This is a genomic window from Lysinibacillus sp. UBA6686 (genome assembly GCF_002455205.1).
GTDB classification, from domain to species: Bacteria; Bacillota; Bacilli; order Bacillales_A; family Planococcaceae; genus Lysinibacillus; species Lysinibacillus pakistanensis.
On record NZ_DKJS01000046.1, the window covers coordinates 56,840 to 80,699 of the forward strand.

The 23,860-nt window shown below is 35.0% G+C and carries 28 protein-coding genes; 10 read left to right on the forward strand and 18 right to left on the reverse strand.

What is annotated here, in order from left to right:
* Positions 1-12: 12 nt before the first annotated feature.
* Positions 13-492: a nucleoside 2-deoxyribosyltransferase gene (locus B2R82_RS12370; protein ID WP_286925150.1), complete on the reverse strand. Its 480-nt coding sequence runs from the start codon at positions 490-492 to the stop codon at positions 13-15.
* A gap of 10 nt (positions 493-502) precedes the next feature.
* On the reverse strand, positions 503-937 hold the full coding sequence (locus B2R82_RS12375) for a GNAT family N-acetyltransferase (RefSeq protein WP_286925151.1): 435 nt from the start codon (positions 935-937) through the stop codon (positions 503-505).
* A 222-nt stretch (positions 938-1,159) separates the two neighbouring features.
* Between B2R82_RS12375 and B2R82_RS12380 the strand changes: the two genes are divergently transcribed.
* Positions 1,160-2,311, forward strand: coding sequence for an immunity 26/phosphotriesterase HocA family protein (locus B2R82_RS12380; RefSeq protein ID WP_286925152.1), 1,152 nt, complete (start codon positions 1,160-1,162; stop codon positions 2,309-2,311).
* A gap of 129 nt (positions 2,312-2,440) precedes the next feature.
* Positions 2,441-3,472, forward strand: coding sequence for a YdcF family protein (locus tag B2R82_RS12385; RefSeq protein ID WP_286925153.1), 1,032 nt, complete (start codon positions 2,441-2,443; stop codon positions 3,470-3,472).
* A 346-nt stretch (positions 3,473-3,818) separates the two neighbouring features.
* Here the strand turns inward: B2R82_RS12385 and B2R82_RS12390 are convergent, their stop codons facing one another.
* The 6 genes from B2R82_RS12390 to B2R82_RS12415 all read right to left on the reverse strand — a co-directional run bounded on the left by B2R82_RS12390 (position 3,819) and on the right by B2R82_RS12415 (position 8,655).
* Positions 3,819-4,292 (reverse strand): DUF4259 domain-containing protein, encoded by a 474-nt coding sequence (locus tag B2R82_RS12390; protein ID WP_286925154.1) that lies wholly within the window; start codon positions 4,290-4,292, stop codon positions 3,819-3,821.
* Between the two features lie 275 nt (positions 4,293-4,567).
* Positions 4,568-5,629: a suppressor of fused domain protein gene (locus tag B2R82_RS12395; RefSeq protein WP_286925155.1), complete on the reverse strand. Its 1,062-nt coding sequence runs from the start codon at positions 5,627-5,629 to the stop codon at positions 4,568-4,570.
* A gap of 369 nt (positions 5,630-5,998) precedes the next feature.
* A complete protein-coding gene (locus B2R82_RS12400; RefSeq protein WP_286925156.1) occupies positions 5,999-6,583 on the reverse strand; it encodes a hypothetical protein in 585 nt (194 codons plus the stop codon).
* 427 nt (positions 6,584-7,010) lie between these two features.
* Entirely contained in the window at positions 7,011-7,463 is a 453-nt protein-coding gene (locus tag B2R82_RS12405) for an OsmC family protein (RefSeq protein ID WP_286925157.1), read from the reverse strand.
* 189 nt (positions 7,464-7,652) lie between these two features.
* Positions 7,653-7,808: a hypothetical protein gene (locus tag B2R82_RS12410; RefSeq protein WP_286925242.1), complete on the reverse strand. Its 156-nt coding sequence runs from the start codon at positions 7,806-7,808 to the stop codon at positions 7,653-7,655.
* A 160-nt stretch (positions 7,809-7,968) separates the two neighbouring features.
* Entirely contained in the window at positions 7,969-8,655 is a 687-nt protein-coding gene (locus B2R82_RS12415; RefSeq protein WP_286925158.1) for a DUF421 domain-containing protein, read from the reverse strand.
* Between the two features lie 272 nt (positions 8,656-8,927).
* Between B2R82_RS12415 and B2R82_RS12420 the strand changes: the two genes are divergently transcribed.
* From B2R82_RS12420 to B2R82_RS12430, 3 genes are all read left to right on the forward strand, one after another.
* A complete protein-coding gene (locus B2R82_RS12420; RefSeq protein ID WP_286925159.1) occupies positions 8,928-9,800 on the forward strand; it encodes a DMT family transporter in 873 nt (290 codons plus the stop codon).
* Positions 9,801-9,886: 86 nt separating this feature from the next.
* Positions 9,887-10,390, forward strand: coding sequence for a DinB family protein (locus B2R82_RS12425; RefSeq protein WP_283868276.1), 504 nt, complete (start codon positions 9,887-9,889; stop codon positions 10,388-10,390).
* A 222-nt stretch (positions 10,391-10,612) separates the two neighbouring features.
* Entirely contained in the window at positions 10,613-11,560 is a 948-nt protein-coding gene (locus B2R82_RS12430; RefSeq protein ID WP_313373006.1) for a Ger(x)C family spore germination protein, read from the forward strand.
* A gap of 512 nt (positions 11,561-12,072) precedes the next feature.
* Here B2R82_RS12430 and B2R82_RS12435 read toward each other — a convergent pair.
* Positions 12,073-12,339 carry a YolD-like family protein gene (locus B2R82_RS12435; RefSeq protein WP_286925160.1) on the reverse strand — a complete coding sequence of 89 codons (267 nt, stop codon included), beginning with the start codon at positions 12,337-12,339 and terminating at the stop codon, positions 12,073-12,075.
* A 442-nt stretch (positions 12,340-12,781) separates the two neighbouring features.
* Here B2R82_RS12435 and B2R82_RS12440 point away from each other — a divergent pair, with 442 nt between their 5' ends.
* Together B2R82_RS12440 and B2R82_RS12445 are read left to right on the forward strand one after the other, a co-directional pair.
* Positions 12,782-14,050 carry a hypothetical protein gene (locus B2R82_RS12440; RefSeq protein WP_286925161.1) on the forward strand — a complete coding sequence of 423 codons (1,269 nt, stop codon included), beginning with the start codon at positions 12,782-12,784 and terminating at the stop codon, positions 14,048-14,050.
* Positions 14,051-14,215: 165 nt separating this feature from the next.
* The gene (locus B2R82_RS12445) at positions 14,216-14,692 is read left to right on the forward strand and encodes a GNAT family N-acetyltransferase (protein WP_286925162.1); all 477 of its coding nucleotides are present in this window, start codon (positions 14,216-14,218) and stop codon (positions 14,690-14,692) included.
* 399 nt (positions 14,693-15,091) lie between these two features.
* Here B2R82_RS12445 and B2R82_RS12450 read toward each other — a convergent pair whose 3' ends face one another.
* The 7 genes from B2R82_RS12450 to B2R82_RS12480 form a co-directional block, all read right to left on the reverse strand.
* Positions 15,092-15,220, reverse strand: coding sequence for a hypothetical protein (locus B2R82_RS12450; RefSeq protein WP_286925163.1), 129 nt, complete (start codon positions 15,218-15,220; stop codon positions 15,092-15,094).
* Complete coding sequence (locus tag B2R82_RS12455) at positions 15,217-15,378, reverse strand: hypothetical protein (protein ID WP_286925164.1); 162 nt, start codon at positions 15,376-15,378, stop codon at positions 15,217-15,219. The genes B2R82_RS12450 and B2R82_RS12455 overlap by 4 nt, the downstream gene beginning before the upstream one ends.
* Positions 15,365-15,520 carry a hypothetical protein gene (locus B2R82_RS12460; protein WP_286925165.1) on the reverse strand — a complete coding sequence of 52 codons (156 nt, stop codon included), beginning with the start codon at positions 15,518-15,520 and terminating at the stop codon, positions 15,365-15,367. The genes B2R82_RS12455 and B2R82_RS12460 overlap by 14 nt, the downstream gene beginning before the upstream one ends.
* An 863-nt stretch (positions 15,521-16,383) precedes the next feature.
* On the reverse strand, positions 16,384-16,734 hold the full coding sequence (locus B2R82_RS12465; RefSeq protein ID WP_286925166.1) for an aconitate hydratase: 351 nt from the start codon (positions 16,732-16,734) through the stop codon (positions 16,384-16,386).
* Positions 16,727-17,062, reverse strand: coding sequence for a YolD-like family protein (locus tag B2R82_RS12470; protein WP_286925167.1), 336 nt, complete (start codon positions 17,060-17,062; stop codon positions 16,727-16,729). The genes B2R82_RS12465 and B2R82_RS12470 overlap by 8 nt, the downstream gene beginning before the upstream one ends.
* Before the next feature lie 13 nt (positions 17,063-17,075).
* Positions 17,076-18,335, reverse strand: coding sequence for a DNA polymerase thumb domain-containing protein (locus tag B2R82_RS12475; protein ID WP_286925168.1), 1,260 nt, complete (start codon positions 18,333-18,335; stop codon positions 17,076-17,078).
* Positions 18,332-18,553, reverse strand: a complete 222-nt coding sequence (locus B2R82_RS12480; RefSeq protein ID WP_286925169.1) for a transcriptional regulator — start codon at positions 18,551-18,553, stop codon at positions 18,332-18,334. The genes B2R82_RS12475 and B2R82_RS12480 overlap by 4 nt, the downstream gene beginning before the upstream one ends.
* A gap of 340 nt (positions 18,554-18,893) precedes the next feature.
* Here B2R82_RS12480 and B2R82_RS12485 point away from each other — a divergent pair, with 340 nt between their 5' ends.
* From B2R82_RS12485 to B2R82_RS12495, 3 genes are all read left to right on the forward strand, one after another.
* Positions 18,894-19,559 carry a cupin domain-containing protein gene (locus B2R82_RS12485; RefSeq protein ID WP_286925237.1) on the forward strand — a complete coding sequence of 222 codons (666 nt, stop codon included), beginning with the start codon at positions 18,894-18,896 and terminating at the stop codon, positions 19,557-19,559.
* 119 nt (positions 19,560-19,678) lie between these two features.
* Positions 19,679-19,969, forward strand: coding sequence for a hypothetical protein (locus B2R82_RS12490; protein ID WP_286925171.1), 291 nt, complete (start codon positions 19,679-19,681; stop codon positions 19,967-19,969).
* 80 nt (positions 19,970-20,049) lie between these two features.
* Positions 20,050-20,538 carry a DUF3231 family protein gene (locus B2R82_RS12495; protein WP_286925172.1) on the forward strand — a complete coding sequence of 163 codons (489 nt, stop codon included), beginning with the start codon at positions 20,050-20,052 and terminating at the stop codon, positions 20,536-20,538.
* Between the two features lie 241 nt (positions 20,539-20,779).
* Here the strand turns inward: B2R82_RS12495 and B2R82_RS12500 are convergent, their stop codons facing one another.
* Positions 20,780-23,386, reverse strand: coding sequence for a cation-translocating P-type ATPase (locus B2R82_RS12500; RefSeq protein WP_286925173.1), 2,607 nt, complete (start codon positions 23,384-23,386; stop codon positions 20,780-20,782).
* Between the two features lie 263 nt (positions 23,387-23,649).
* The gene (locus B2R82_RS12505) at positions 23,650-23,844 is read right to left on the reverse strand and encodes a hypothetical protein (RefSeq protein ID WP_286925174.1); all 195 of its coding nucleotides are present in this window, start codon (positions 23,842-23,844) and stop codon (positions 23,650-23,652) included.
* Between the last annotated feature and the right edge of the window lie 16 nt (positions 23,845-23,860).

Consider the following 23,860-nt stretch of genomic DNA (forward strand, 5'->3'; position numbering starts at 1 on the left):
ACAAATTACCTCCTATTTGTTAAATTTTTGAATGGCTTTGACAGCTTCTTCAATGGAAGTTGTAATGATTCCATTGCGTTTTATCAAGCCTACTACAAATAAATTACGATATACAAACTGGTTTTCAATGCCATCCCTTACAAGTGCCTCTATTTTTTGCATGTTATCTCTTCCCTGTTGGCGAACATCTGTAAAGACACCGATAATTGGTCGATCCAGCATTGCAAATGCACCAATTTCAGCCGCCACACCAGAATCAATCTCCACACCATCTAAAACAGCTACAAGCACATCACTTTTTTGTAGCATCTCTAAATCTGCTTGTGCAATGGCTAAACTATCTGCATAGGCTGTTTTATCATTAATGGCATCATTCTCCTGTGGTACATACAATTCAATACTTGATATTGCGTCTCTTATAGCCACAGCTAGTTGCTCATTTACTAAACGATCTCCTAATGAAAATAATCCATTTGCTAAGTATGCCTTCATGTTAAAACTCCTATTCCAATAATTTTTCAAATACTATTTTATGTCGACCTTTGTCATCAACAAATGTTGAAACAATATCAAATCCGTGTTTAAGATTTGTGATAAGCATTGCCTTTCTCTCATTTCTACCATATGTACGAACTTTTTTAAAGCCCATTGCCAATATACATGTATGCTGCTGACGCATAAGCAAACTAGCAATTCCCTGACCACGCTTTGCTGCATGAACACCGCCTAGCCAGCTATAAAAAACACCATCTGGATGGATATAGCCCAGTTTAAAGCCAATAATACGTTTAGCCTCAATCGCCAATAGACAAAGTAGGCCCTCTTTTCTCTCTAACTTTTCTACTAGCAAATTAGCACCATCAAAGACATGCGCATGTATTTCCTGTAATTGGTTGATCCACTCATAAGGTACACCTTCAATCGTCATAATTTGCATTTTTCATCTCACCTCTATCGTTAAATTATAACAAAATTAACATGCGATAGTGTTTCCTACGTCAGGTGCCAGAGAATCAATCCTTGGATTTTATCTGCTTCTAAAGCAATTAGCCTTCCTATACTAATAGGACTATTTTAGCCATTTTTCAATTCTGCTATTTTCGTAACAATGGGATTTCAGTATACTTGACATCATCACTCAAAGTAGGAGGAAATCCAATTGTCAGCATTTACAAGTTGGTTAACGAATTCATTGCGCCCTTATTTTGGACTACATATCATTGAAGATCATTGGGACACGCTTCAAATTCGAGAGGATTATTTTATTTGCCTTGAAGGTGATCTCATAAAAAAAAGAATATTCATCAATGAGTATAACTTTCAAGAAGCAGATGTAAATATTTTAACACGTAATCGTGAGGTTATAGTCCCTCAAACGGCTCGAGGAAAAGAAAAGAAATTAAATTACACAAATATTTCCGCAGTAAAAGCAACAGGTGTTGTCTTCTCTGCTAATCTAGGCAATCAAAACCATATATGTTGTAATATCATGGTTCGAAATGCCAAAACCTATTACCAGCTTCCACTAACTGGCTTTGAACACCTAACAACTAAGGCTGACGTCAAAGAATGGCTAGACCGTTTTCCTTTGCAGCTACCAACGGATTATTCAGACAAGCTTAAAAAATTAACAGGTATGAAAAGTTTACGTTATAAAGCTGTTCCAGGAGATATTTTTCGTGTAGAGATAGATTTGTTCGTAGATGGCTATGTCCTTGTGGTGGGGGATTTGCGTCAAATGCAAAAGGATAATCTATTTGCCCAGGATAGTATTTGGCATGATGTCATGACAATGCCATTATTTATCCGACCTTATTTGCTTACAACAACAGAGCGTTCCACTCATCTTGATGAAATCATATCCGCTCCTTTAGACGCACAAACACGAATTGTGATGGATGATCATTTTATGCGAGGATGCTATGAAAAGGTTGGACACAAAGAATTAACTGAATCTGATATTGTATTCCCCATTGGGTATGGTTTGACTCTTGATCATGGCAAGGAGCCTCTATACCGCCTTTCATGGGGCACTGGAACCATTAGTAAGCCAGAGTCCATAACCTCGCTTAAAACTGGTAGTCGTTTTACTAATCACGGTGTTTGTGTAGGAGTTTCTAATGATTGGCTGAAGTCAGAAGAGGATGATGAATTTGGATCACTGGATCACCCACAATATCAAAAAGAACGTCAGCAAGTATTAGCTGAATTTGGCTTTCCAGCAAACATCACCTATGATGAATTTAATCGTCAAACTGGTGGACTTACTCGCAATGAGTATATCAATTATGTTAATTCTCACAAAAAATAGAAACTAACAACATGGAAGGAGTATATCCAGGATACTCCTTTTCATTTTGTCAGTAGTTGATTTCATCCAATAAATACTTATAATATAAAGATACCATTAACCCATTACATCATTGAGGTGCATGTTTTTATGTATTTTGGAATTATTCCGCTTATCCTTTTCATCATTTTTCTCATTTCTTATTTGAAAGACCCAAGAAAAATCATCAACGGTCTGCTATTTAATATTTTTATCTGTTCTTTTCTGTTATTCTGCGTTTTTGCATCCTTAGCATCTGATCAATATTTATTAAGGATGATTGTCATCATTCCACTTATCGCCCTAATTGTCCTTATTCCCTTTGCAATTATTGCTTTAATGTTTGGTTTATTTTTAAATGCAAGAGTGTTAATGAAACGAGAGGGAAGACGTTTGGCTAATTCTTTAACATTACTTGTGGCGCTGGGCATTTTATTATTTATATTATTACCAATTATCTATCCAGCAAGCTTATTTTCAAGCCACCTCCAACCGATTTTTGGAGGGATCTCTCTTATAACATTTTATTTTTTTATTCACTTGTCTAATTTTTTATCAGCCTATTTTCTATACCAATTCAATCGACCAAGGTTAAATCAAGATTATATTATTGTACTAGGTAGTGGCTTAATTAATGACAAGGTTCCACCACTTTTAGCTAGCAGAATTCAGAAGGCAATTGATTTCTATCATAAGCAGGCCGCAGTTACTTCACCACCAACAATTATCTTTTCTGGTGGACAAGGTCCTGATGAGGGCCTCCCAGAAGCCGAGGCAATGCAAAAATTCGCAATTGAAAAAGGTATTCCCATCGAGCATACATTGCAAGAGAACCAATCTGTTAATACATATCAAAATATGTTATTTTCAAAACAGATTATGGATGATAGTAAACAAGGTGAGGCCTATAATAGTATCTTCGCGACAAATAATTTCCATTTATTTCGTGCAGGTATCTATGCAAGACTTGCTGGCTTAAACAGTCAGGGCATTGGTGCGAAAACGGCCTTTTATTATTGGCCAAACGCGATGATTCGCGAATATGTTGCCATTGTTGTGATGGGGCGAAAAAGACATATGAAAATCGTCGGTCCTATTCTCGGCATCTCCATCTTATTTTCCTTACTTAGCTTTTTTATATGATTTCTGTTATATGGATTCGTGGTCCTTTGGCACGAATCCATTATTTTTTAATTTTTACCAGTACATACTCTCTCATTTGCTGCTCCTATATCTTTATGAGGATAGCGTTCTTCTTGTAGTGCCTTGTAAAACTCCTCGTAACGAACATAATCTTACAATTATCACATAGAAAAAAATGATATTTCTCTAATCAATCTTGAAATCATATAAATCTTTTAATTTTATCTCCTTAATATTATTTTTATATTGAATATTTATCTTATCCTCATCAGTTAATTCTCTTTTTAGGTAACGCACGCACTTTCTTATAAAAGATGTGCATTAATTTTTTATTTAATCTATTTTTTTAATGCAAATGGCTAATTTCTTGTTCAATTCTAAGAATAAGATTGTTTAGGTTTGATTGCCACGCATGCCAACTTTTAGACTCTCGCCATAATTCTACAATCTCTCTACTACCATGCTTATCTGGCACCTCATCTCTAATATCAGTCAAATATCTTATGATAAATATCAAAGCATCCTCATCAGCTGTCAAAGTTAAAGATTGCACGTTTCCACATTTACTTTCATCACTCAGAAAATACCCTGTATCGAGGTAGGTGATATAGATTTCTGCTAATGCCATGACACTAACATCATAAAAAAAATCTATGTCGTTAAAGGTTTCTCCAAAAAAGCCATCATTTTTCATCGCCTTGATAATGTCAGTTAACAATAAATGATTTGAATTTATTTGATTTTCAATATAGTCCTGTAAAAAACCAGCTACATCTAATCCCTCATCACTTTCCAAAGCTTTGTAGCCCCATGCTCCCACTTTATTGCTCCTCCCTTATTTATGATGTTTAATGAAACCGTAGACACGGCTTCAGTCCATCAGAATATTGCTCCTTTTTTACAAGTAGGAGCTAAAACAAAACTTCATCTTTTCTAGCGAATGGCTGTCCCTCCCTCTCCAAAGCGAACACCGCCTATTCCAGTGTGAACTAGCTATTCAAATGCTCTACATGCTGCTACAAATCACACAAACTTTTTTCCAAACCTAGAGAAAAATCTCTCGCTAAAAACGATAGTTTTAGCAAGAGATCAATCTTATCCGATTGTTTTCACAACCTCTCCTTCTTGATTTTTAATATGCGTTTTCAAAATTTGAAAGCTGACACCAGCTAAAGACGTTAATTCAAATTGACTCTCTTGCGGCACTAGCTTTCTACTTAGCTCATCCACCGCTGCCCTGTTCAATGTAATCGTAATTTCCTGTTCGTCCTCATGATAGCCTACTTGATCAGCTGCTTTAAATATAATCGTTATATTTTGACCAACTAAGCTAAGATTTCTGTCTTTTAAAATTCGTCCACGTAGTAATTTACTTATGACATCTGCTTGCTTTGCCCCTAACTGAATGACATGAGATTGTTTGTTAAACCAACCCTTTTTCTCCACTTGCCATGCCAGTTGACTTACAAAAAGAAAGCCAGTATTGGAGCCCTCTTTTTCCATTCCCTGTTCAGCGGCCTCTGCAATTTGTGGATTTTGTAACAAAGAAGCTCGTGTTAAATCAGTGATATAGTTTGGTATTTGTTGGATGCCCGCCTCTAGCATACCAAGTGTATTCCACGTCTGCATCGCTTCTAACTCATCCTCTGTAATACCCACCATTTGGATAAACTCCATCTTACCATTTGGCGTATCAATTTCAGCAAGCTCTAGATCATGTGTGAAGGCCAGCGCGGTTAATTGCGTATCGGCATCAAGACAAATAGGACCATTTGCATCTAAATAATCTCCTGCTCTAAAAACATTGCCACTATTAAAAACATATCTGCCCATATTTTGTAGTAAATTTAGGGCCCAAGCAGGTGGCTCCTCCTCGTTCTCGTTACGCGCCAATCGAAATGTCAATTCAAATCCATAACCGCTGTACTCCTTATTTTCAAATTCTTTTTCATATAATTCCGAAAAACCATATGTAACAAAATGCCAATGTGGAATTGGTGTTTCACTTTTATAGGCACTAATCCCATCCAAAGGATCTTTTCCACCTAGTGAATATGGAATCATTGTTCCATAATGGCTTGGCTCCTGCTCACCGTACACCTGTAATAATGCTTGATCAATCGCATTCCAACCTACTGCTGTAACCTCTTCACTCATCTACCCATCCTCCTCGGTGTTGTTTCAATATAAGAACATACTAATCTAGTATTTTATAATACCAATATTATGATAGCTCTATAACAGGAATAGGACTCATTTTCAGCTTTCCAGTATCTAGGTTTATTTTCATTCTAGGTGAGGTAAATATTACTAAAAAAACCTCAGGCAAATCAACATTGCCTGAGTGGATAATTTAGTTAATGATTTATAGTAATCAATTACGATCCAGTTAATGGCATCCCAATTTTTTTAGCTCATTCCAAAAGCTCCTTTATAATCTAAACCATTTGCCGTGGTATTCCCACGGTTCAATGAGCAGTTGTATGCCCGCTGAATCATGAGAAATAGCTAGGCAATTATTTCTCTTTAGCCATACAACATAGCTGGCGTTCGCACATTATGTAAATAGTCTGCAAGCTTTCCAGCATAAACTTCTTCTAAATACGGTAATTGAGCGATACAATGTGGCGTCATTAAAGCAGGGTTTTGATATATCTTTAAACCTCCCACCTTTAATAGCATTGCTACAAACTGCGAGCAAAAATAAGCACGCTCTCTGCGAACCTCTTTTTGCATCATCACGCCAAAGAGGCCAATAAAATTATATTTATAGCGATCTCGATTCCAATACATATAACGGACGATCTTCATCATTTCTAAGTATTGATAATGCGAGACTCTGCAACGATAGACGACACAATCTGCTGTCTCAAATAGTCCTCTTTCTGCATTTTCCCGCAAAAAACCACCACTTAACGGATTATTTAGTTGCCTTCGCCCAAAGCTATACATTTCAAAAAGTTCTTCATCAAACGCTATGGATGCATGATTCATTTCTTTTCCAGTGTACATCCCGATAGCCTTCGATAATAATGTACCTGTTTTTGTTAGTACTATGTAAATGGTGTATGACATTTCCTCACCTACTTCAATATTCTTTACTACTACCAATACGTTTTAAATCTTCAAATGGTTTCGTTAATTTCCTTATATTATAAGTATAAAAAGGTAATCTTAAATTTTTCCTTAGTAGAATCTGAAGAATTTCTTAATTTTTAGCATGATTTACTCGTCAAGCGAATAGGCTAGCTATAACTACTAAATTTTTTAGATTTTATTTTTATTTATATGAATTTTGTTATGTGCTTATGTAGGATAGAATCGGTTTTTACAATATTTTTTGCCGAGTACAATAAAAAATCACTCATTATTTTTTAATGAGTGACTTTCTCTATCCGATTCCTTGATTCCACTGATACCAACATCTTCTTCGCTTTTCAAGATCTTATAAAAAAGCCCTCGTCCCTAAATGAGACAAGAGCTATAGAAAAATAGTCTAAGTTATATCAAAGAAGCCATCATCTTTCAGCATAAAAAGTTAAGCGATCGTATTTTCAATAACAATGCCTGAAGAAACAAGATTAACAGTATTTGCAATCGTATCACCCACTGGGCAATGTGCTTCAATAATTTTTTTAAATTCTTCCACCTTTTCTTCTGGTGCACTCGTTTCTATATGAAAAGTGTAGCGAATCGTTAAAAAGCCAGGTCTTACATCAGATTTTCCTAAAAATCCATCTATATCAAGATCTCCCTCTAATTCAACCCAAAAATTTCTTAGATCTATCTTCAATTTATTTGCGTAAATTCTTGCGACTATGGATTGACACGCACCTAATGCAGAAAGAACAAGTTCTACAGGATTTGCACCTTGGTCATCTCCACCTAATTCTTTTGGTTCATCTATTATAATTTTATGTCCCCTTACATTGGCCTCTACTAATACTTTATCTTTTAAATATGTACTTGCCTTAAATGTTGTGACCGCCATTTTACATCTCTCCTTTTTTAATTCTTATTAAATCAATAAGAATACATATATTTTATCCTACTCGCAACTCCCCCTTTAGTCAATACTTTTTTGAAAATTATTAATTTTCAATCCAAAAATCAAAAATGACGAAGCAACTTGATAGTCACTTCATCATGAACTACTTAAAAATGTATAGCAATCATTATTCTATTCTTTTTGTTTGGAATATTGCTCTTGATTTGAATTCTTACTTTGTTCTTTTGTAAGATTATTCTCCTCACGTACATCTAAATCATCAGGACTCAAATCCTCTGTAAATTCTTCTTGATTTAATGCTCTTTGTTTTTGCTTTTTGTCAGTCAAAATAATCACCTCCAATTTATACTTTTTCCCTTTTAGAGTGATTTATACTTGTTACACATGCAATATTTGGGGATTAACAAATAGATTTATGTAGTTTATAGCCTACAAAACATTATCGATATTAAAATGACCAGAATTTAATTAACTAGTGAATCCTGATCTAAAATTTCTGTATAAATAAACTTCCATCTGATTGTATTTCAGCAAAAAATACCTCTTCAATTTCTTTTATATTAGCCTTTTTTAATTCATTATTTAACCAATCTATACTTTTGCCAACCTCTAATAAATTTCTCAATAATAATTTTCCATCTGTTATGATTTCTATAGGTATAAAAGCTGGAGCTGTAGGATAAATTTTAAAATCTCTTTTTTGTACTCCTTGAAACTCTGGTTTTCTGAGAATGCTAAGTGTCCCATTAGGTTCTAAAATAGCATAATCTATTTCGGCGATAGAAAAAATTTGATATTGTCTAGTCATCATTGTTAAGTCATCAATATTAATGCCTGTTCTTTTTAAGGCCTTTCTGTCTATCTTTCCGTGTTTTATTACAATTGTAGGTTGACCATCTAGAATTACTCTAATTTTTCCTGACTTAAGACTGATATAACCAATAAGTATAGTGAGTAAACACCAAATTACAAGACTGAGTAAATCTTTCAAATAATCTTTTGTACTTAGAACAATCATGTTTGCAGCAATGGAGCCTATTGTTATCCCTGTAACATAATTAAAAAAAGTCAGCTGACTTAATTGTTTTTTACCTAAGAAACGAGTCAAGGCTAGAAGAACAAAAAAGGTTATCATGGTTTCAATAGCTATTTGTAAGTAGCCTACATCTTTCATTTTTTCACTCCTATCTATAATATAGGATGCTTAAAATATTTAATAAAATACGTAAAAAATCCAAGTACTCGCATCTAATTGTCATTTGCTAATTCTGTTCAAACTCGTTCATTTAATTTATAATTAACCAAAATATAAATAGATTGGAGTTGATTTACATGATGTTTTCTCCGTTATTTGAACAGGATGTACCAACAATTCTTCTTCCTTAACGGTAGAAGAGTTTTTCTCCGTTAAGGACATAGATTTCTATGAAAAACGGAGGAAAAAACATGAATAATAAAATAATAGGTGCCCTTTTTTTATCGTTTGCAGCAAGTATTTGGGGGGCAATGTATGTTGTCGTAAAAGTAGTTGTAGAGGTTATTCCACCTTTGGAACTTGTGTGGATTCGTTATGTGATTGCTGTCATTACACTTGCTACTATTGGTATCTGTATGAAGCAATCATGGGCTATTGCTAAAAGAGATTGGTTAATGATTTTCCTTGTTGGTTTGATTGGTAATACGATCTCGATTGTCACACAGGAAATGGGTACAATGCTTTCTACTGCTCAAATGGGTGCTATTATTACATCCACTACACCTGCTTTTATGGTCCTGTTTGCACGCTTTATTTTGAAAGAAAAAATAACCTTCCAAAAATGTCTTTCCATTGTACTAGCAACAATTGGCGTTGGCATTATTGTTGGAAATGGACAAATCGATGTTAGCCAGCAATTAGGTGGATATTACTTATTAGTTGCCGCGTTGACTTGGGCACTCATGTCCGTTTTAGTGAAGAAAATTCCACAGCAATATTCACAGATTGTTACTACTACTTATACATCTTTGGTGGCTGTGTGTTCACTAACGCCTGTTGTTGTTCCTAGATTAAAATATTTAGATATATCTAGTATTTTGCAGCCAACAATTTCAGGCGGATTAATTTATTTAGGTATTGTTTCTACTGCTGGTGGTTTTTTATTGTGGAACAAAGGGCTTCAATTAATGAATGCTTCTAGTGGAGGATTATTCTTTTTCTTCCAGCCAATTGTCGGAACCTTTTTAGGTTGGCTACTGTTAGATGAAATAATTGGATTTTCATTTTGGCTTGGTACAATGTTAATTTTTAGTGGTGTTTTTTTTGTGATTAAAGAGGAATAATAAATAAAATTTACAAAAAATACAATTCCATTCCACTCAAGAGAGAGTATAATTAAAGATAACGTTTAACTTAAGGGAGGATTTTTATGTTCCAAACAGTAGATCATTTTTTGCAATCTTGGGAGTTTGAAGCCGGTGCCACGCAAAAATTACTCAATAATCTAACGGATGAATCACTTCAGCAGGAAATTACTTCACAAAATTGGACATTAGGTCGAATTGCTTGGCATATTGTTACGGCTATTCGGGTTATAACTTCCAATACAAATTTAATATTTGAGGCGCCAGCTAAAGATTTTCCTGTTCCCTCCTCGGCTCAATTTATCGCGGACAGCTACCAACAGGCGAGCAATGCACTTGTGCAGGCATTAAAATCACAATGGTCTGACCAAACAATGGAAGAATGTATTGAATTCATCGGTCAACAAATGCCAAATGGATCACTATTGTTGTTCTTACTTCAACATCAAAGTCACCATAGAGGACAATTAACTGTTCTTATGCGACAGGCAGGATTAACTGTTCCAGGTATTTATGGTCCAGCAAAAGAGGAATGGGCAAAGTTTGGTATGGAAGCCCCACAAATGTAGTTCAAAAAACAAAACCAAAATGTTTGAATCTATTTTGATTGTCTTTATTCAAAATAGATTCTTTTTTTCTCCCTTTAGGAAATCAATTACCCGAAAAAGATTTGAATCGTAATTTTCCCTCCATCCGTACAATACTTTTCTAGGCTTATAACCCTCACATTTTTTGTCTAAACTAAAAACGTATCATAAAAGTATGAGTACCTCAAAAAATGGGATGAATACATGAAGAAAATTATTTTACTATCAAGTTTAGTTGCTACATTACTGCTTTCTGGCTGCTGGGATGTTTCCGAGCCTCAAAGAATGTACTATGTTCTCGGCATTGGTGTTGATTTTAAAGATGATCAATATGAAATTTATATGCAATTAATTAACTTCGCCAATGTTGCCAAGTCAGAGAATCCTGCTCCTAAAGGGATACAAGCGGAAATTGGTCGTGCTAAAGGGGAAACGATGGAAGAGGCCTTTTTTAACTTATATCGTTCCATTGACCAAAAAGTATTCTGGGGACATATGTCTTATATTCTTTTCTCTGAGGATGCTATGAAAAGCGAAAATGCCATCTCTATTATTGACAGCTTTTTGCGGCATAGGGAAACAAGATATCAAATATTGACCTACGTTACCAAAGAACCTATTGAGGAAGTTCTCCTAATTACACCAATATTCAACAAATCTCTTACGGCTTCCAAACTAAGTAATCCATTGTATACAAATGAATTAGAAACAATGATAGAGCCTGTTGATTTACGGACATTAGTGATCAATTTAAATGAACCTGGCCATGAAATAAGTATTCCTTTTGTTTCAATCAACAGAAATTGGAGCACTACAAATGGACAGACAATGGAAACTGCCTTTACTGGTGTTGGTGTACTTTCAAAAGATGGATTTAAAGGCTTTATTAACGGGAAGGCCGCGAGAGGGCTTCAATGGATACATGATCAAAAAAATCGAGGAGACGTTACCTTTCAATTAGACGAGGAAGGAGATTACCTAACAGTAGATTTAGAAAAAATAAGTCTTGATGTAAAGCCAATTGTTCAAAATAATCAAGTCACTTTTGAAGTGAATGTGAAATTTAATGCTACTGTAAATGGCTTTAAAACAAAAGTTTCTGGAAATGAAATTCGAAAAAAAATTAAACAGCAAGTAAAAAAGATATATTAACAACCTATCGAGAGGGCTTAAAACAGGATATAGACATTTTCCGTTTATCTGAAAAACTATATCGTAAAAACGTTAAAGCGTGGAAAAAATATGAGAGCAATGGGAAAATACCTTTAACAGAAGATTCTATTAGTAAGCTCACTATTTATGTCAATAAAGTAAATCCAGGTCGAAAAAAGTTTGATGAAACAATTAAAGAATAGCTTAAAGGGCCGGGTACTTATTTACATGTACCCGGCTTTATATTTATTTGATTCATTTTTGTAGTCTCTACTATTTTTATTTTATTCAATTTTCAGGCAATTCACTAGATACAAAAAGCTATTAAACATATTAATAGTAGTGTAAAGCAAATTAGCTTTGCACTTCCTGGTTTGTTGGCTTGGGTCACTCTGGTCAAGTGACCCTTTTATCGGTACACTTTCTCTACATTATCATGTCTAAGGTAACTTTTGCTCTACATAGAAATGGACAGTCAATGACTGTTTTCAATTGTCTTTGAAAATATATTTCTATTCAGCACTCAAAACCTCTAAAATATCCAAAAAGTGTACCTTATAAACGTCCCCAGCTTCATTTTGAATATGAATTAACTTGGTGTTTGCATCCATTTTCATCACCATACCTGTTAAAGGTTCTTGCTGTTGATGGACTATAAAAACTTTAATTTTACCTTCTTCCTTTGCCTCACTTAATGCATACGCTATTTCCTCAAGCTCAAATTCATCTCGCTCTAAATGTACTTTTTTTAATTGTAACATTGCCATAGTCCCGTTCATCTCTCCTTTGAATAAGAACATTCGTTTGTCATTATATTAGAACGAGCATTCCTATTTTGGCAAGAGTATTATTAGATAATTTTACTACCTTTTGTTAATTATCTTCATTCAGCAATTCTTTTCTGTGCGAAAGCGTAGCGACAGCAACATGGTTTTATCTGTGCGAAAGCGTAGCGACAGCAACAAAACAACAACAAATGTTTTTGTATTGAAAGCATAGCGGCAGATACAGAAGTCTCCTAGCTTTGTTATTGTTTGTTTTTCGAACTATATGTTATAATGCCTTTACTGACTAACCTAAATAGGTCACTTGAAGCTGTAGCGCTACCGTACGCTACAGCTTTTTTTGATGATTACGCATTTTTGTTCTTTATATTTCGAAACTTTTCCAATAGCACTATCGTATAACGATTGAAAAGATTATTACGAGGAGCGTTATTATATGGAACAAAAAATACAGGCATTAATCACTGCAACAAAAGAAAAATTCGGATTAACTAATTATTATTTACATACCTCGTCATTCCGTAGAAGCTTAGATATATTCGAAGATACAACCTATATACTTACTACAGAGTGGCTTCCTTCTCATGCTAAAAAGGTTGAGGAGGATGATTTAAATCCACCAGGAACTGCAATTATCGATATAAATGTGCATACCGGTCAGCTTAAAAGTATCTTGTTCGTTGATAACAAATCTTTTGCTGAAAAAAACATAATTGTCAGCACTTCCACAAAGGATATTATTCAATGGATTGAGGAGGAAACTGGGCTTACCTATAATGAGCAGTTCCAATTAGTGGAAGAAGGAAATGGAAGATTATTTTTTAAAGAATGTTTTATGGGTATTCCTGTGTCACCATCTGGCTCTATTGAGATTAAATATAATCAGGATGGTCAGCTGACCTTTTTTTCAGCTATAGGTCAATTTCCTCCCAAAAATAAATTTAAACAAGACGTTCCTGCACTATCCTTAGAAAAAGTTGCTGATTTGTCAAAAAAACAAATAAAGCTTATCGAGTTCCCTTTAGAGAAGCAGAAGCAAGTTCTTCCCTTCTATGGCTTAGAGGAAATTTACATAACAAATGATTTAACAAGGACAATCCCCTATGAATTTTTTGTAAATGATAAGATACAACTGGCAATCGATAAAATTATTTATTGGGATTCACCGACCAATCAATCATTCGAAAAAACTTCCCTTACATTTGCCAATAATATCACGATAGAACAAGTTATATCTAAGGAGTGTCATCCGAATTTACTACCAATTACAAATTCTGAAAAAGAACAGTGTATAAGCACCGTTTCCGATTTTTTACGTCAAGAATATCCGAATGATACAGGGAAGTGGATATTAAAAACACTTTATCGTCAGGATAACTATATTTATGCAACATTAAAATATAATGAGCATTCCCATTTTATTTTCAAACGAAAGCTACTTGTTATTATTGATGCGGAAAATTTACAAGCAATCAATAGTATGGATAATCAATTTATGTTAAACACATTTGAAGCTTATACTACCGTCAAAAAAAGGACAGTGACCGAAAATCAAGCTTTTGATAAATTGAAAAATCATCTTGAGCTTACACCTATTTATGTCTACGATAAACGATTAGCACAATATATTTTGTGCGGAAAATTAGATTGTGGATTTTCAGTCAATGCTACGAATGGCGAACTTGTAAAATTAGATGATTTATAAAAATCCTTAAATAGATGGGAAATGGTATGGGTTACTTTTGTCCAAGTGACCCCCTTCCCCTTATTGTTTTGAGTGATTTTTTTATTAAGGTACACTTCCTTTAGATCCCCCCTGTTGACGAACATTTGTTCCTGTATTAGAATACGAAAAAAGGAGGTCATTTTTATGCAAGCTATAAACACACTTGAATTAGTACATTTCTCAAAAGATTATGTAGATGTTTTACATGACTTTGATCTTCCAGATGAGCAATCTCAATTTACGGCCCTTCCAAAGGATATTTCTATAGAAATGGTTGGACAGTACCCAATTATTATTTTAAGTGACAATATACCAGTTGGATTTTTTGTTCTTCATTCAACAGAGAGAGTGAAAGAGTACTCTAGCAATCCAAACGCTATGTTACTTACAGCATTTTCCATTGACCATAAGCAACAAGGAAAGGGATACGCCAAAAAGGGCATGCTGGCACTGTCTAACTTTATTAAAAGGGAATTTAAGGAATGTGATGAAGTCGTTTTAGTGGTGAACCATAAAAATATTCCTGCTCAAAACTTGTATTTAAAAGTGGGCTTTGTTGATCATGGGGAAAGAAAAATGGGACCTATTGGTGAGCAAATAGTGATGAAATTACATATTTAGTCGTTTTCGAATTTATATGAATGGATTATGGAGTTCTTGGCATAGTGATTCGTCTGAATTCATTATCCAACACTAATTTTACAAAATCACTCATTATGTAAACTTAAATGAGTGATTTTGTAATCACTGCAGCGATCGTTCTTCCACTTACGTTTTAATGCTTGATTGGTATAGCGCAGTACGCAATTGGCACATCACTAAACTATTCATCGATGCAATGCCAGCCCACTACTCGTATTTGCTGATGGGCTAGCTAACGCTTTAATTGGAAATAATCCTTTCGTAAATTCTTTATCAAGGCATCCATTAAAGGCACAAAACAAGCCTCATTTTAAAGTACTCTGCCCTATGATTTTACTGCTAAATCCAGCATAGATATTGCTGCAGTAAACTTCGCCGTTAATCATTATAATTATCTTCTATACGTGCGGCATAAATTTGACGTAAAGGAATAGGCATTGTGTTTGTAATTGTTTCTAATAATAGCTCTTGATGCTCCTCATCAATGACTGGAATGCCCCACTTCACTGCAAATAGTTAGCTTTAGTTAACATAATATTTTTATTTTGTACCAAAACGCGCTCTATGTTTTGCTGTAATTCTTCCAGCTCCCATTCAGCAAATTTACGTGTGCAACTCATTGCTTCCATTCTTTCAGATGCTCTGGAAACATCATCGCCGTCCATTCATTGTTCTTCTATCCCGCATCATCTCGTTCATTCCTTTTGCTAAATGTCCACCTACTAAGCAATTTCGTATGATTGCCGTACCCGCTTTTGTCACAAAACTAGATTTTTTAGCCTCTAAATCTAATGCTAATTTAGGCATTAGCATATTGGATCCCATACCGATTGCGAAGGGGTTGCAAAATTGCTCGTAATCGCTTGTTAAATCGTTTTTGATGCTTGCTCAGAGGTGATTTTTTAATACTTAATGTCTTGATGATTTTTACCTTGGGAAGAATTGTACCTTAAACTAAGAAACAAGGTGATTATTATCTACTGTTCTTATCTTATTCTTAATACCTTCTATATTAATTGCTGTTCTGGAAGTTCTGGATAGAATGAAGAGGAAGAATTAAGGATGAACAAACTAGAGGGATATCTGAAGCAATGAAAAGAAATATCAATTTGTGAAAAGATTTTTCCTCAAAATTATATAAGCGTAATAAGATCTAAAATCAAAAACCTAGACTGCATCCATTTAGATGCAGTCTTATTTTTTTCTAATCAGTGTATCCCCAAGAGGAATTCCAACCACAACAACCAAAACCGTTAGAATTAATAGGGCTCTAAAAATAAAATACGCAACTTGATCGAACATCTCGTTCCTCCCCTTCTTTTCTTAATAATAACTCCCTTATATATCCAAATAACCCAACATTTACCGAAGAATGAAACTAAACGAATCATTTGTACTTTATTAGTTTACTCATTAAAAACGTATGTATGCAGTCGTTACTTTTAATAATTTTGTGTCCTTCAAAAATAGAGCGGGATTGTTTAATAAGTTCATCTTAAACTAATTGGGGTGCTTAGTTGAATTAGGCTCATTTAATTGATCAAATTTCTTTCTAAACATCTCATACTTAGTTGGAACGATTAACTCCATTTTGATCAATCTTTTTCAAAATGGAGTGTTTTTGTATTTGTTGATAAATATAGATTGAAGGAAAATTTTTTAATCAGTCTTTATTCTAAAGCTACACTTATATGATTAATCAACAACTTTTCCACCTGTGATTTAAGAGCCTGATTTGCATAACGAAGTACTACATCATTACCTGCAGTGGCAACTTGCACGTCACTAAAGTATTCATCTACTGGCTGCCAACCTACTACTCGTATACGTTTTTGTGCAAGTTCTCTTTTGAGGTTAAAATATTCTTGTCTTAGATTCTTTAGCAATGAATCCATCATTGGGAGAAATACAGTTTTCATTTTAAACTGTTCTAATTTATGATAGTCAACCTGCAATGATTTAATTGCTAGTTCTAACAAAAGATACTTATGAAGTAATTGTCTTTCGTCGGCTTTAATCATAGTAATCAGCGTCCAGTTGAGCTGATTGAATACTTTGGATTGGAATACTTTTTGTTTTAAGTAGTGTTTCAAGTATGAGTTCATTAGTATTCATCGATTTAATTATTCCAGTCCATTGTGTGATTTTGTAGTCCTTCCACACGTCTAATTTTATGTCCAATTGCTGATTAAAAGCTTGATCAATTGTTTTTTGTAGTTCTTCCAGTTCCCACTCAGTCAATTCTCTCGGCTGTTCTGTACGTTCTTGTTGTTTATATTCTCTAAGAAGCTCTAAATGCTCCGGTAACATCATCGATGCCCATTTAATATTACCTCTGTCTTGTATCATTCATAAATCACTCCTATGCCAAATGACCACCAACTAAGCGATCTCGATTAATAGCTGTACCAGCTTTTGTGAAAGAAACGGCTCTTAATATGGAGGTAGCTCCAAACCTGTTGCGTATTGCATCCATTGTAGGGCCAATTATTTGACGCTGTGGCTTACGATCATCGAATAAATCTAATTGGATACTATGCTCTCTTTCCAGGTTGGATATTCGGACAGATAACTGCCGAGCTGGTTCACCTGCAAAATGTTTATCCAGTAATTCAATACAAGTTTTATACATCACAAGTGTTTCGCTTGTTGGTACGGCAATCGTTTTAGATCGATGGAATCCTTTGGTCATAGCATTTCGACTATAAGAAAGACCCATACTAATTGTACGGCCAACATAACCTGCGTCCCGCGTTCGCTTCATTACGTCCTCACACATTTCAAGGAGCACTACCGAGATTTCTTTTCGTGTGTGATAATCCCTCATCAGCATTTGACCCTTCCCAAAACTTAAAGCTCCGTTTGTTATTAACGGCTCCCCTAATTTGGATAGATCTATTCCCCATGCATGGTGATAGAGTTGATTGCCCATTACACCAAAGCGCTTTTCTAATTCTTTTAGATCTGTATTAGCCAAACCACCGACTGTTTGTATCCCCATAGCATTTAGATTGGCTTCCATTCGTTTTCCTATGCCCCACATTTCGGATAGAGGTCGTACAGGCCATAATTTCTTTGGAATATCCTCATAAGTCCATTTGGCAAAGCCTGTTTTCTTTGCTTCAAGGTCTAAAGCTAGTTTGGCTATTAACATATTTGGTCCCATACCTACTGCACTAGGTATATTAAATTGGTCAAAAATTGCCCTTTGTATTTCCTTAGCCGTTTCTTCAGGTGAACCCCAAAGCTTTTCAGTGCCGGTTAAATCAACAAAACTTTCGTCTACACTATACACATGTATAGCATCAACTGGAACGTAATTAGAGATCAATTTTGTAATCGTCATCGACATTTGAATAAAGAAACTCATTTTAGGCTCAAACAATCTAATGTCAGGATGTTTAGGTATTTCATAACGACGACTACCAGTTTTGATACTAAATTTTTCTTTCATTAAGGGGGATGCAGCAAGCACTACGCTACCTGGTTGGTCAAAATTGGCTACTACTGCAACTGGAGTCTTTAAAACATCTAGCCCATGTAACATCGCTACGATGCTGGCGTAAAAGCATTTCATATCGATACACATAATAGGTCTGTTGGGCATACTCTCATAATTCATACAACTTCACACCCCTTACCAACAAAAGGAATAACGGCTAGAACATTGCTGATCAAAAAAGTACGTTTTGCATGTCTTGTAAAACAAAATGCTTGAAATGAATCACCAACAATTTTAATGACTTTTACACGCCTTTTTGTTATGGAACCATCTTTTGCCACATACATCATGCTCACTAATTGTTTGCGCTGCATAGCTTTAATCAGTTGTTCTCTCATCGTAACTCCCTCCCATTACCTCTCGTAATTTAAATATTTTACCACTATATGCCAATAAGATTAGATTGGGATATATACTATTTGTTGACGCTACATTACCTTTATTAATTGTTCTTTCACCTTTACTTTCCTCCTCAAAAACAACAGAGCTGTTCTCCAATACAGAACGAACGTTTGTGTTTTTTATTATACGCACGTATGTTCTTAATTAGAAGTGGTAATTTTAGCTAATTTAATCTTTTAACGTGGAAACTAAACATAGGCTTTTGTTTAAGCCTAAAATAACTTTGTACATATGCTTATGATGAGTATTTCATTTTGATTTAGAAGGGATGTCATTATTAGCTCAACAATTGATTATACGTCACCGTCCACACAGTTCACTTTTGATGTCAATAAAAGTACGCTATTTAAAAAAGATAATCGAAATTATATAAATGTTCTTGGAGTAGAACAATTAAATACATTGGAAAATGTGTCCTTGCTTGATATTTTTCTAAGTAAAGACAATGTGATTGAACCACATTATCATCAAAATGCAGGAGAGCTTGTATATTGTATTGCTGGTGCAGCTATCGTATCTCTACTGAATCCTTTTACCAAGAAGCTTCAAAACTATCCTATAGAACCAGGTCAAGTGGCAAATGTACCACAGGGCTGGTGGCATTATGAGGTAGCTACTGAGGATGACACGCATTTACTAGCTATTTTTGATGCCCCAACCCCTGAGGTTATTTTAGGCTCAGATATATTAAGATTTACACCTTCTAATATTATGGCTCACACTTATTGCTTAGATGAAAATCGGTGGAAAAAAGCTATAGCACCGGTTGTACCATCAACATATATTGGACCAGCCAAAGATTGTAATCGTGTAAAATCAGCTTCTGATAAACCAAAAGATTCTCATCAGCATAAACACAAGTATCAATATCCACAGTATACAAATCCGTATTCATGCCCGCACCGTAGCCCATATATGTATCCATATGGCTCCTATTACTAAGCTATAAAGTAGGGGCACTCAAGGATACCAACTTTACACATTCTATCGCATAAAAATAAATAAAAAGGAAATCCTATTATATAAAAGCCGCTTTGTTTTTACTAAATGAGGTGTAGAGAATGGAATTATTTCCACTGATCCATACAAATTTTTGGGATGCTGTGATAGCAGTTCCAGCCGTTTTACTTATAACACAGCTAATTAAGGTATTTATGCATGTTCAGCCTAAATATGTTCCAGCAATTGCCCTTGCTATCGGCTTGATTATTTCTATCTTTATAAGCCATCGACATAGTCTTCTTGCAGGCGTATTTATGGGCTTTTTTTATGGGTATGCAGCAATTGGAAACTTTGCCGCATTGAAAACAACTATTAATAGCTATAAAAACAAAAAGAAAAATAACCTATAAATGTAAATAAGTGATTAAAATTATAATTTAAAACACATCCTAATTTTAAACAAATGCGATGAGGATTAGGAAGTGTAATTATGGAATTAGTAAATAATAATTTAGAGTCATTACGTTTTAAGGAAATTTTTCAGATTTGGACACAGCTTGGCGTTAATAATAGCTATATAGCGTCTAATCATGCATTTTTTAAACATGTTGTCGATAAAAATCTGAAGGTGATTATCGTAGAATTTATTCAATGTTTAAAAGAGGAAAATAAGCAATTACAAGCTTTATTAAAGGACAACGGTGTGCTCGCTCCTTCTGCATCTATTGAATATAAAAAATTAAAAATGGGAGATATACGAGGGAAAACGGCCATCAATGATACTGAAATCAGTGCCATTCTATCGATGAATATTGCTTCCTCAGTTATTTCAGTTAGCCAATCCTTTGAAAAAGCTGTAAAAAAGAAGGACGTGTCAAAATATAGGGAGCTTCATATGAGATATGCTATATTAGGTGCTAAGCTCATACAGTTAAGTAAGAACAAAGGTTGGTTACTAGCTCCAGCGGCAAATAGATAAAACAAGCTCTCGTTTCAAAAAAACGAGAGCTTGTCATGTTGTTAAAAACTATTATGTCCACAAGTCAAGGCATGACCAAATCGATCCCTGCTCTGACTGAGTGCTTTTCTGAGGGCGTCCGATGAACCGCTTGGAGCAACAGATGTTTTTGCACGAAAGCGAAGCGGTAGCAGCAAAGTGATTGGCCTCGAACAAAAATCACCCTCCTTTTGAATTCCTTGATCATTTTCTTTATCACCTATTATCTAGTTCTCACAAAAAATAGCTTGTACCACTGATTAACAAGGAATGGTAGAACAGACAGACTATAAATAAAACCTAATTGTGCCAAACTTAATGTAGCAACCTCAAAAACGCCTGTAAGCATTGGCATAAATAATACGGCGTGTAAGCTTAAAAAGCCAATTAAAAATGCCACCCAAGTATATTTATTAGAAAATACACCAATGGTAAAAATGGATTCTTTTGATCTAGAGTTAAAACCATGAACTAAGCGTGATAAACATAATGTGGTAAATGCCATCGTGCTCGCAGTTAAAGTATCGCCCGTTGATAATCCAATTTCAAAGGCAATAATGGTCGAGATGGCAATTAATATCCCTTCAAGCACCACCTGCGTGGTAAATACTTTATTTAATAACGGTTGATGGATATCCCGAGGCTTGTCCTTCATTGTTTTTTTGTTATTTGGCTCTAGACCAATTGCAATAGCGGGTAAGCTATCCGTCAACAAGTTAATAAACAAGAGATGCACAGGTGCAAAGGGCACTGGTAAGCCTAAAATAGTGGCATATAACACAACAAAAATGGCACCCGCATTTCCCGATAATAAGAACAAAATAGCGTTTTTAATATTCGTATAAATACTTCTGCCATTTGCAATAGCCTTGACAATCGTTGAAAAATTATCATCGGTTAAAATCATTGAGGAGGCATCTTTAGCTACTTCTGTGCCTGCAATGCCCATCGCCACACCAATATCGGCTTGCTTTAGGGCAGGACCATCATTAACGCCATCTCCAGTCATGGCAACGACCTTCCCTGAATCTTGCCATGCTTTTACAATGCGAATTTTTTGCTCTGGTGTAACACGTGCATAAACTGAAAAATCTTTCACCTTTTCCTGTAGTTGTTGATCTGTTAAATTTGCAATTTCATGCCCCTCAATCGCCTCTGAAGGATCTTTTAAAATGCCAATTTGCGTGGCGATAGCAGTCGCTGTTATTTTATGATCCCCAGTAATCATTACTGGTTTTATACCAGCCTTTATACAATTTTCAACAGCATCTTTAGATTCTTTTCTTGGTGGGTCCATCATAGCAACAAGCCCCACAAAGATTAAATCTCGTTCAGCTCTGACATTGATAGCTTGACTATCCCTTACCTCCTTATAGGCAATGGCTAGTACCCTTAGCCCATTCATAGAGAAATCACGATTCGCTGCTTCAATTTTTTGACGATGGTGCGGTTTCATATCAAGAATTCCTGCAGAGGTTTGAATTTTTATGACTTTAGGTAAAAGAACATCTACTGCTCCTTTGGTTATCATAATCGATTGCTGATCCATCCTATTTACAGTACTCATCAGCTTTCTATCTGAATCAAAAGGAATTTCCGCTATTCTTGGATAACGTTCCCTAATAATGGCTTCATCAAAGCCATATTGCTTCCCCAATTTCACAAGAGCAATTTCAGTAGGGTCACCTATTTCCTTTCGATTTCTTTCCACCGCATCATTACATAGTACTCCCTTGATAATTAAATCTTTCTCAACTGTATTCGTTGTGTGTAACCAATCATGTGGAATCACTTTTTGGTCCACATAGATCTCTTGAACCACCATTTTATTTTCAGTTAATGTGCCTGTTTTATCCGAACAAATAACGGATACACTTCCCAAGCTTTCAACGGCATAGAGCTTTCGTATAATAGCATTTTCCTTAGCCATTTTTTGCGTACCAAAAGCCAATACGATAGTAACAATTGAACTTAAAGCCTCTGGAATTGCTGCAACTGCAAGCGATACAGCAAACATAAACGATTCTACTAGTGCTCGTCCACGAAACAGGTCAATTATAAAGATGGCTAAACAAATTAATGTAATACCTAAAGCTAATTTTTCTCCAAATTGATCTAAACTTATTTGTAGAGGCGTCTTCTTTTCTTTCGCCGTATCTAATAGATTGGCAATTTTACCGATTTCAGTTTGCATGCCAATCGCTGTAACCATGACAATGCCACGCCCATTTGTCACAAAGCTTCCAGAGTACACCATATTTTTTTTATCAGCCACTGTGACATTGCTATTCCTGATTGGATCAATATGTTTGGCCACAGCAATGGATTCACCTGTTAAAGAGCTTTCATTGATATGCAAATTATGGCTTTCTAATAATCGTCCATCTGCATTGATATAATCACCAGCCTCCAAATACAGAAGATCACCAACAACTATATCTTCCGAAGAAATCTCTATTAGCTGATTATTGCGCATAACTTTGGCAATTGGAGAGGTTAATGCTTTTAAGTTATCCAAAGATTGTTCAGCCTTGACATGTTGTACAGTGCCCAGAATTGAATTTAAAATAACAACAATCATGATAACAATTGTACTTTCTACTTCCCCTAATAAAAAAGAAACGAATGCAGCAATGATTAAAATAATCACTAATAAATCTTTAAACTGACCAAGAAAAACGGCTATAGTACTTGTCTTTTTCCCTTCCTCCAATACATTATAGCCGTAAACTTCCTGTCTCTTTTGAACGTCATAATCACTCAATCCTTGATCTGTTACATTCAATGTTTTCATAACTTCAGCTGATGACTGTTGATGATACTCTGACATTCGATTCCCCCTCCATTTGAAATGATTAGACGAGCCGTACCTTCTTAAAGCTTATTATGCTAAATTCCCTCACACTGACTAGCTACTCAGGAGAAAAGTTTATTAGTGGCTCTATCCCTTTTAATAGGTAAAATCTTTGTTTTATGGCGTTTCTCCTTAAAACTAATAAGGTTTAGATTCTTATCAGTAGTTTTCTTTCAACGAATATCGAAAAATAGTATTACATTAGCCGGATCTCTATCTCCTTGAGCCCCTAAAATACTTTAACTACAACAATCTATTCCTTGTCCTATTCCAGTATGATAATAATCAATAGAGAAATTAATTATTTGTTTGATAGCTGAACGATACGCCATAACAATTTGAGCAGTAGTCAACGAATATTCGCCAAGAATATCGTATCCATACAAAAAAGGCATTTGGAATATGGCTACTCCAAATGCCTCAATCACATGCATTAATTCTCCTAAGGAC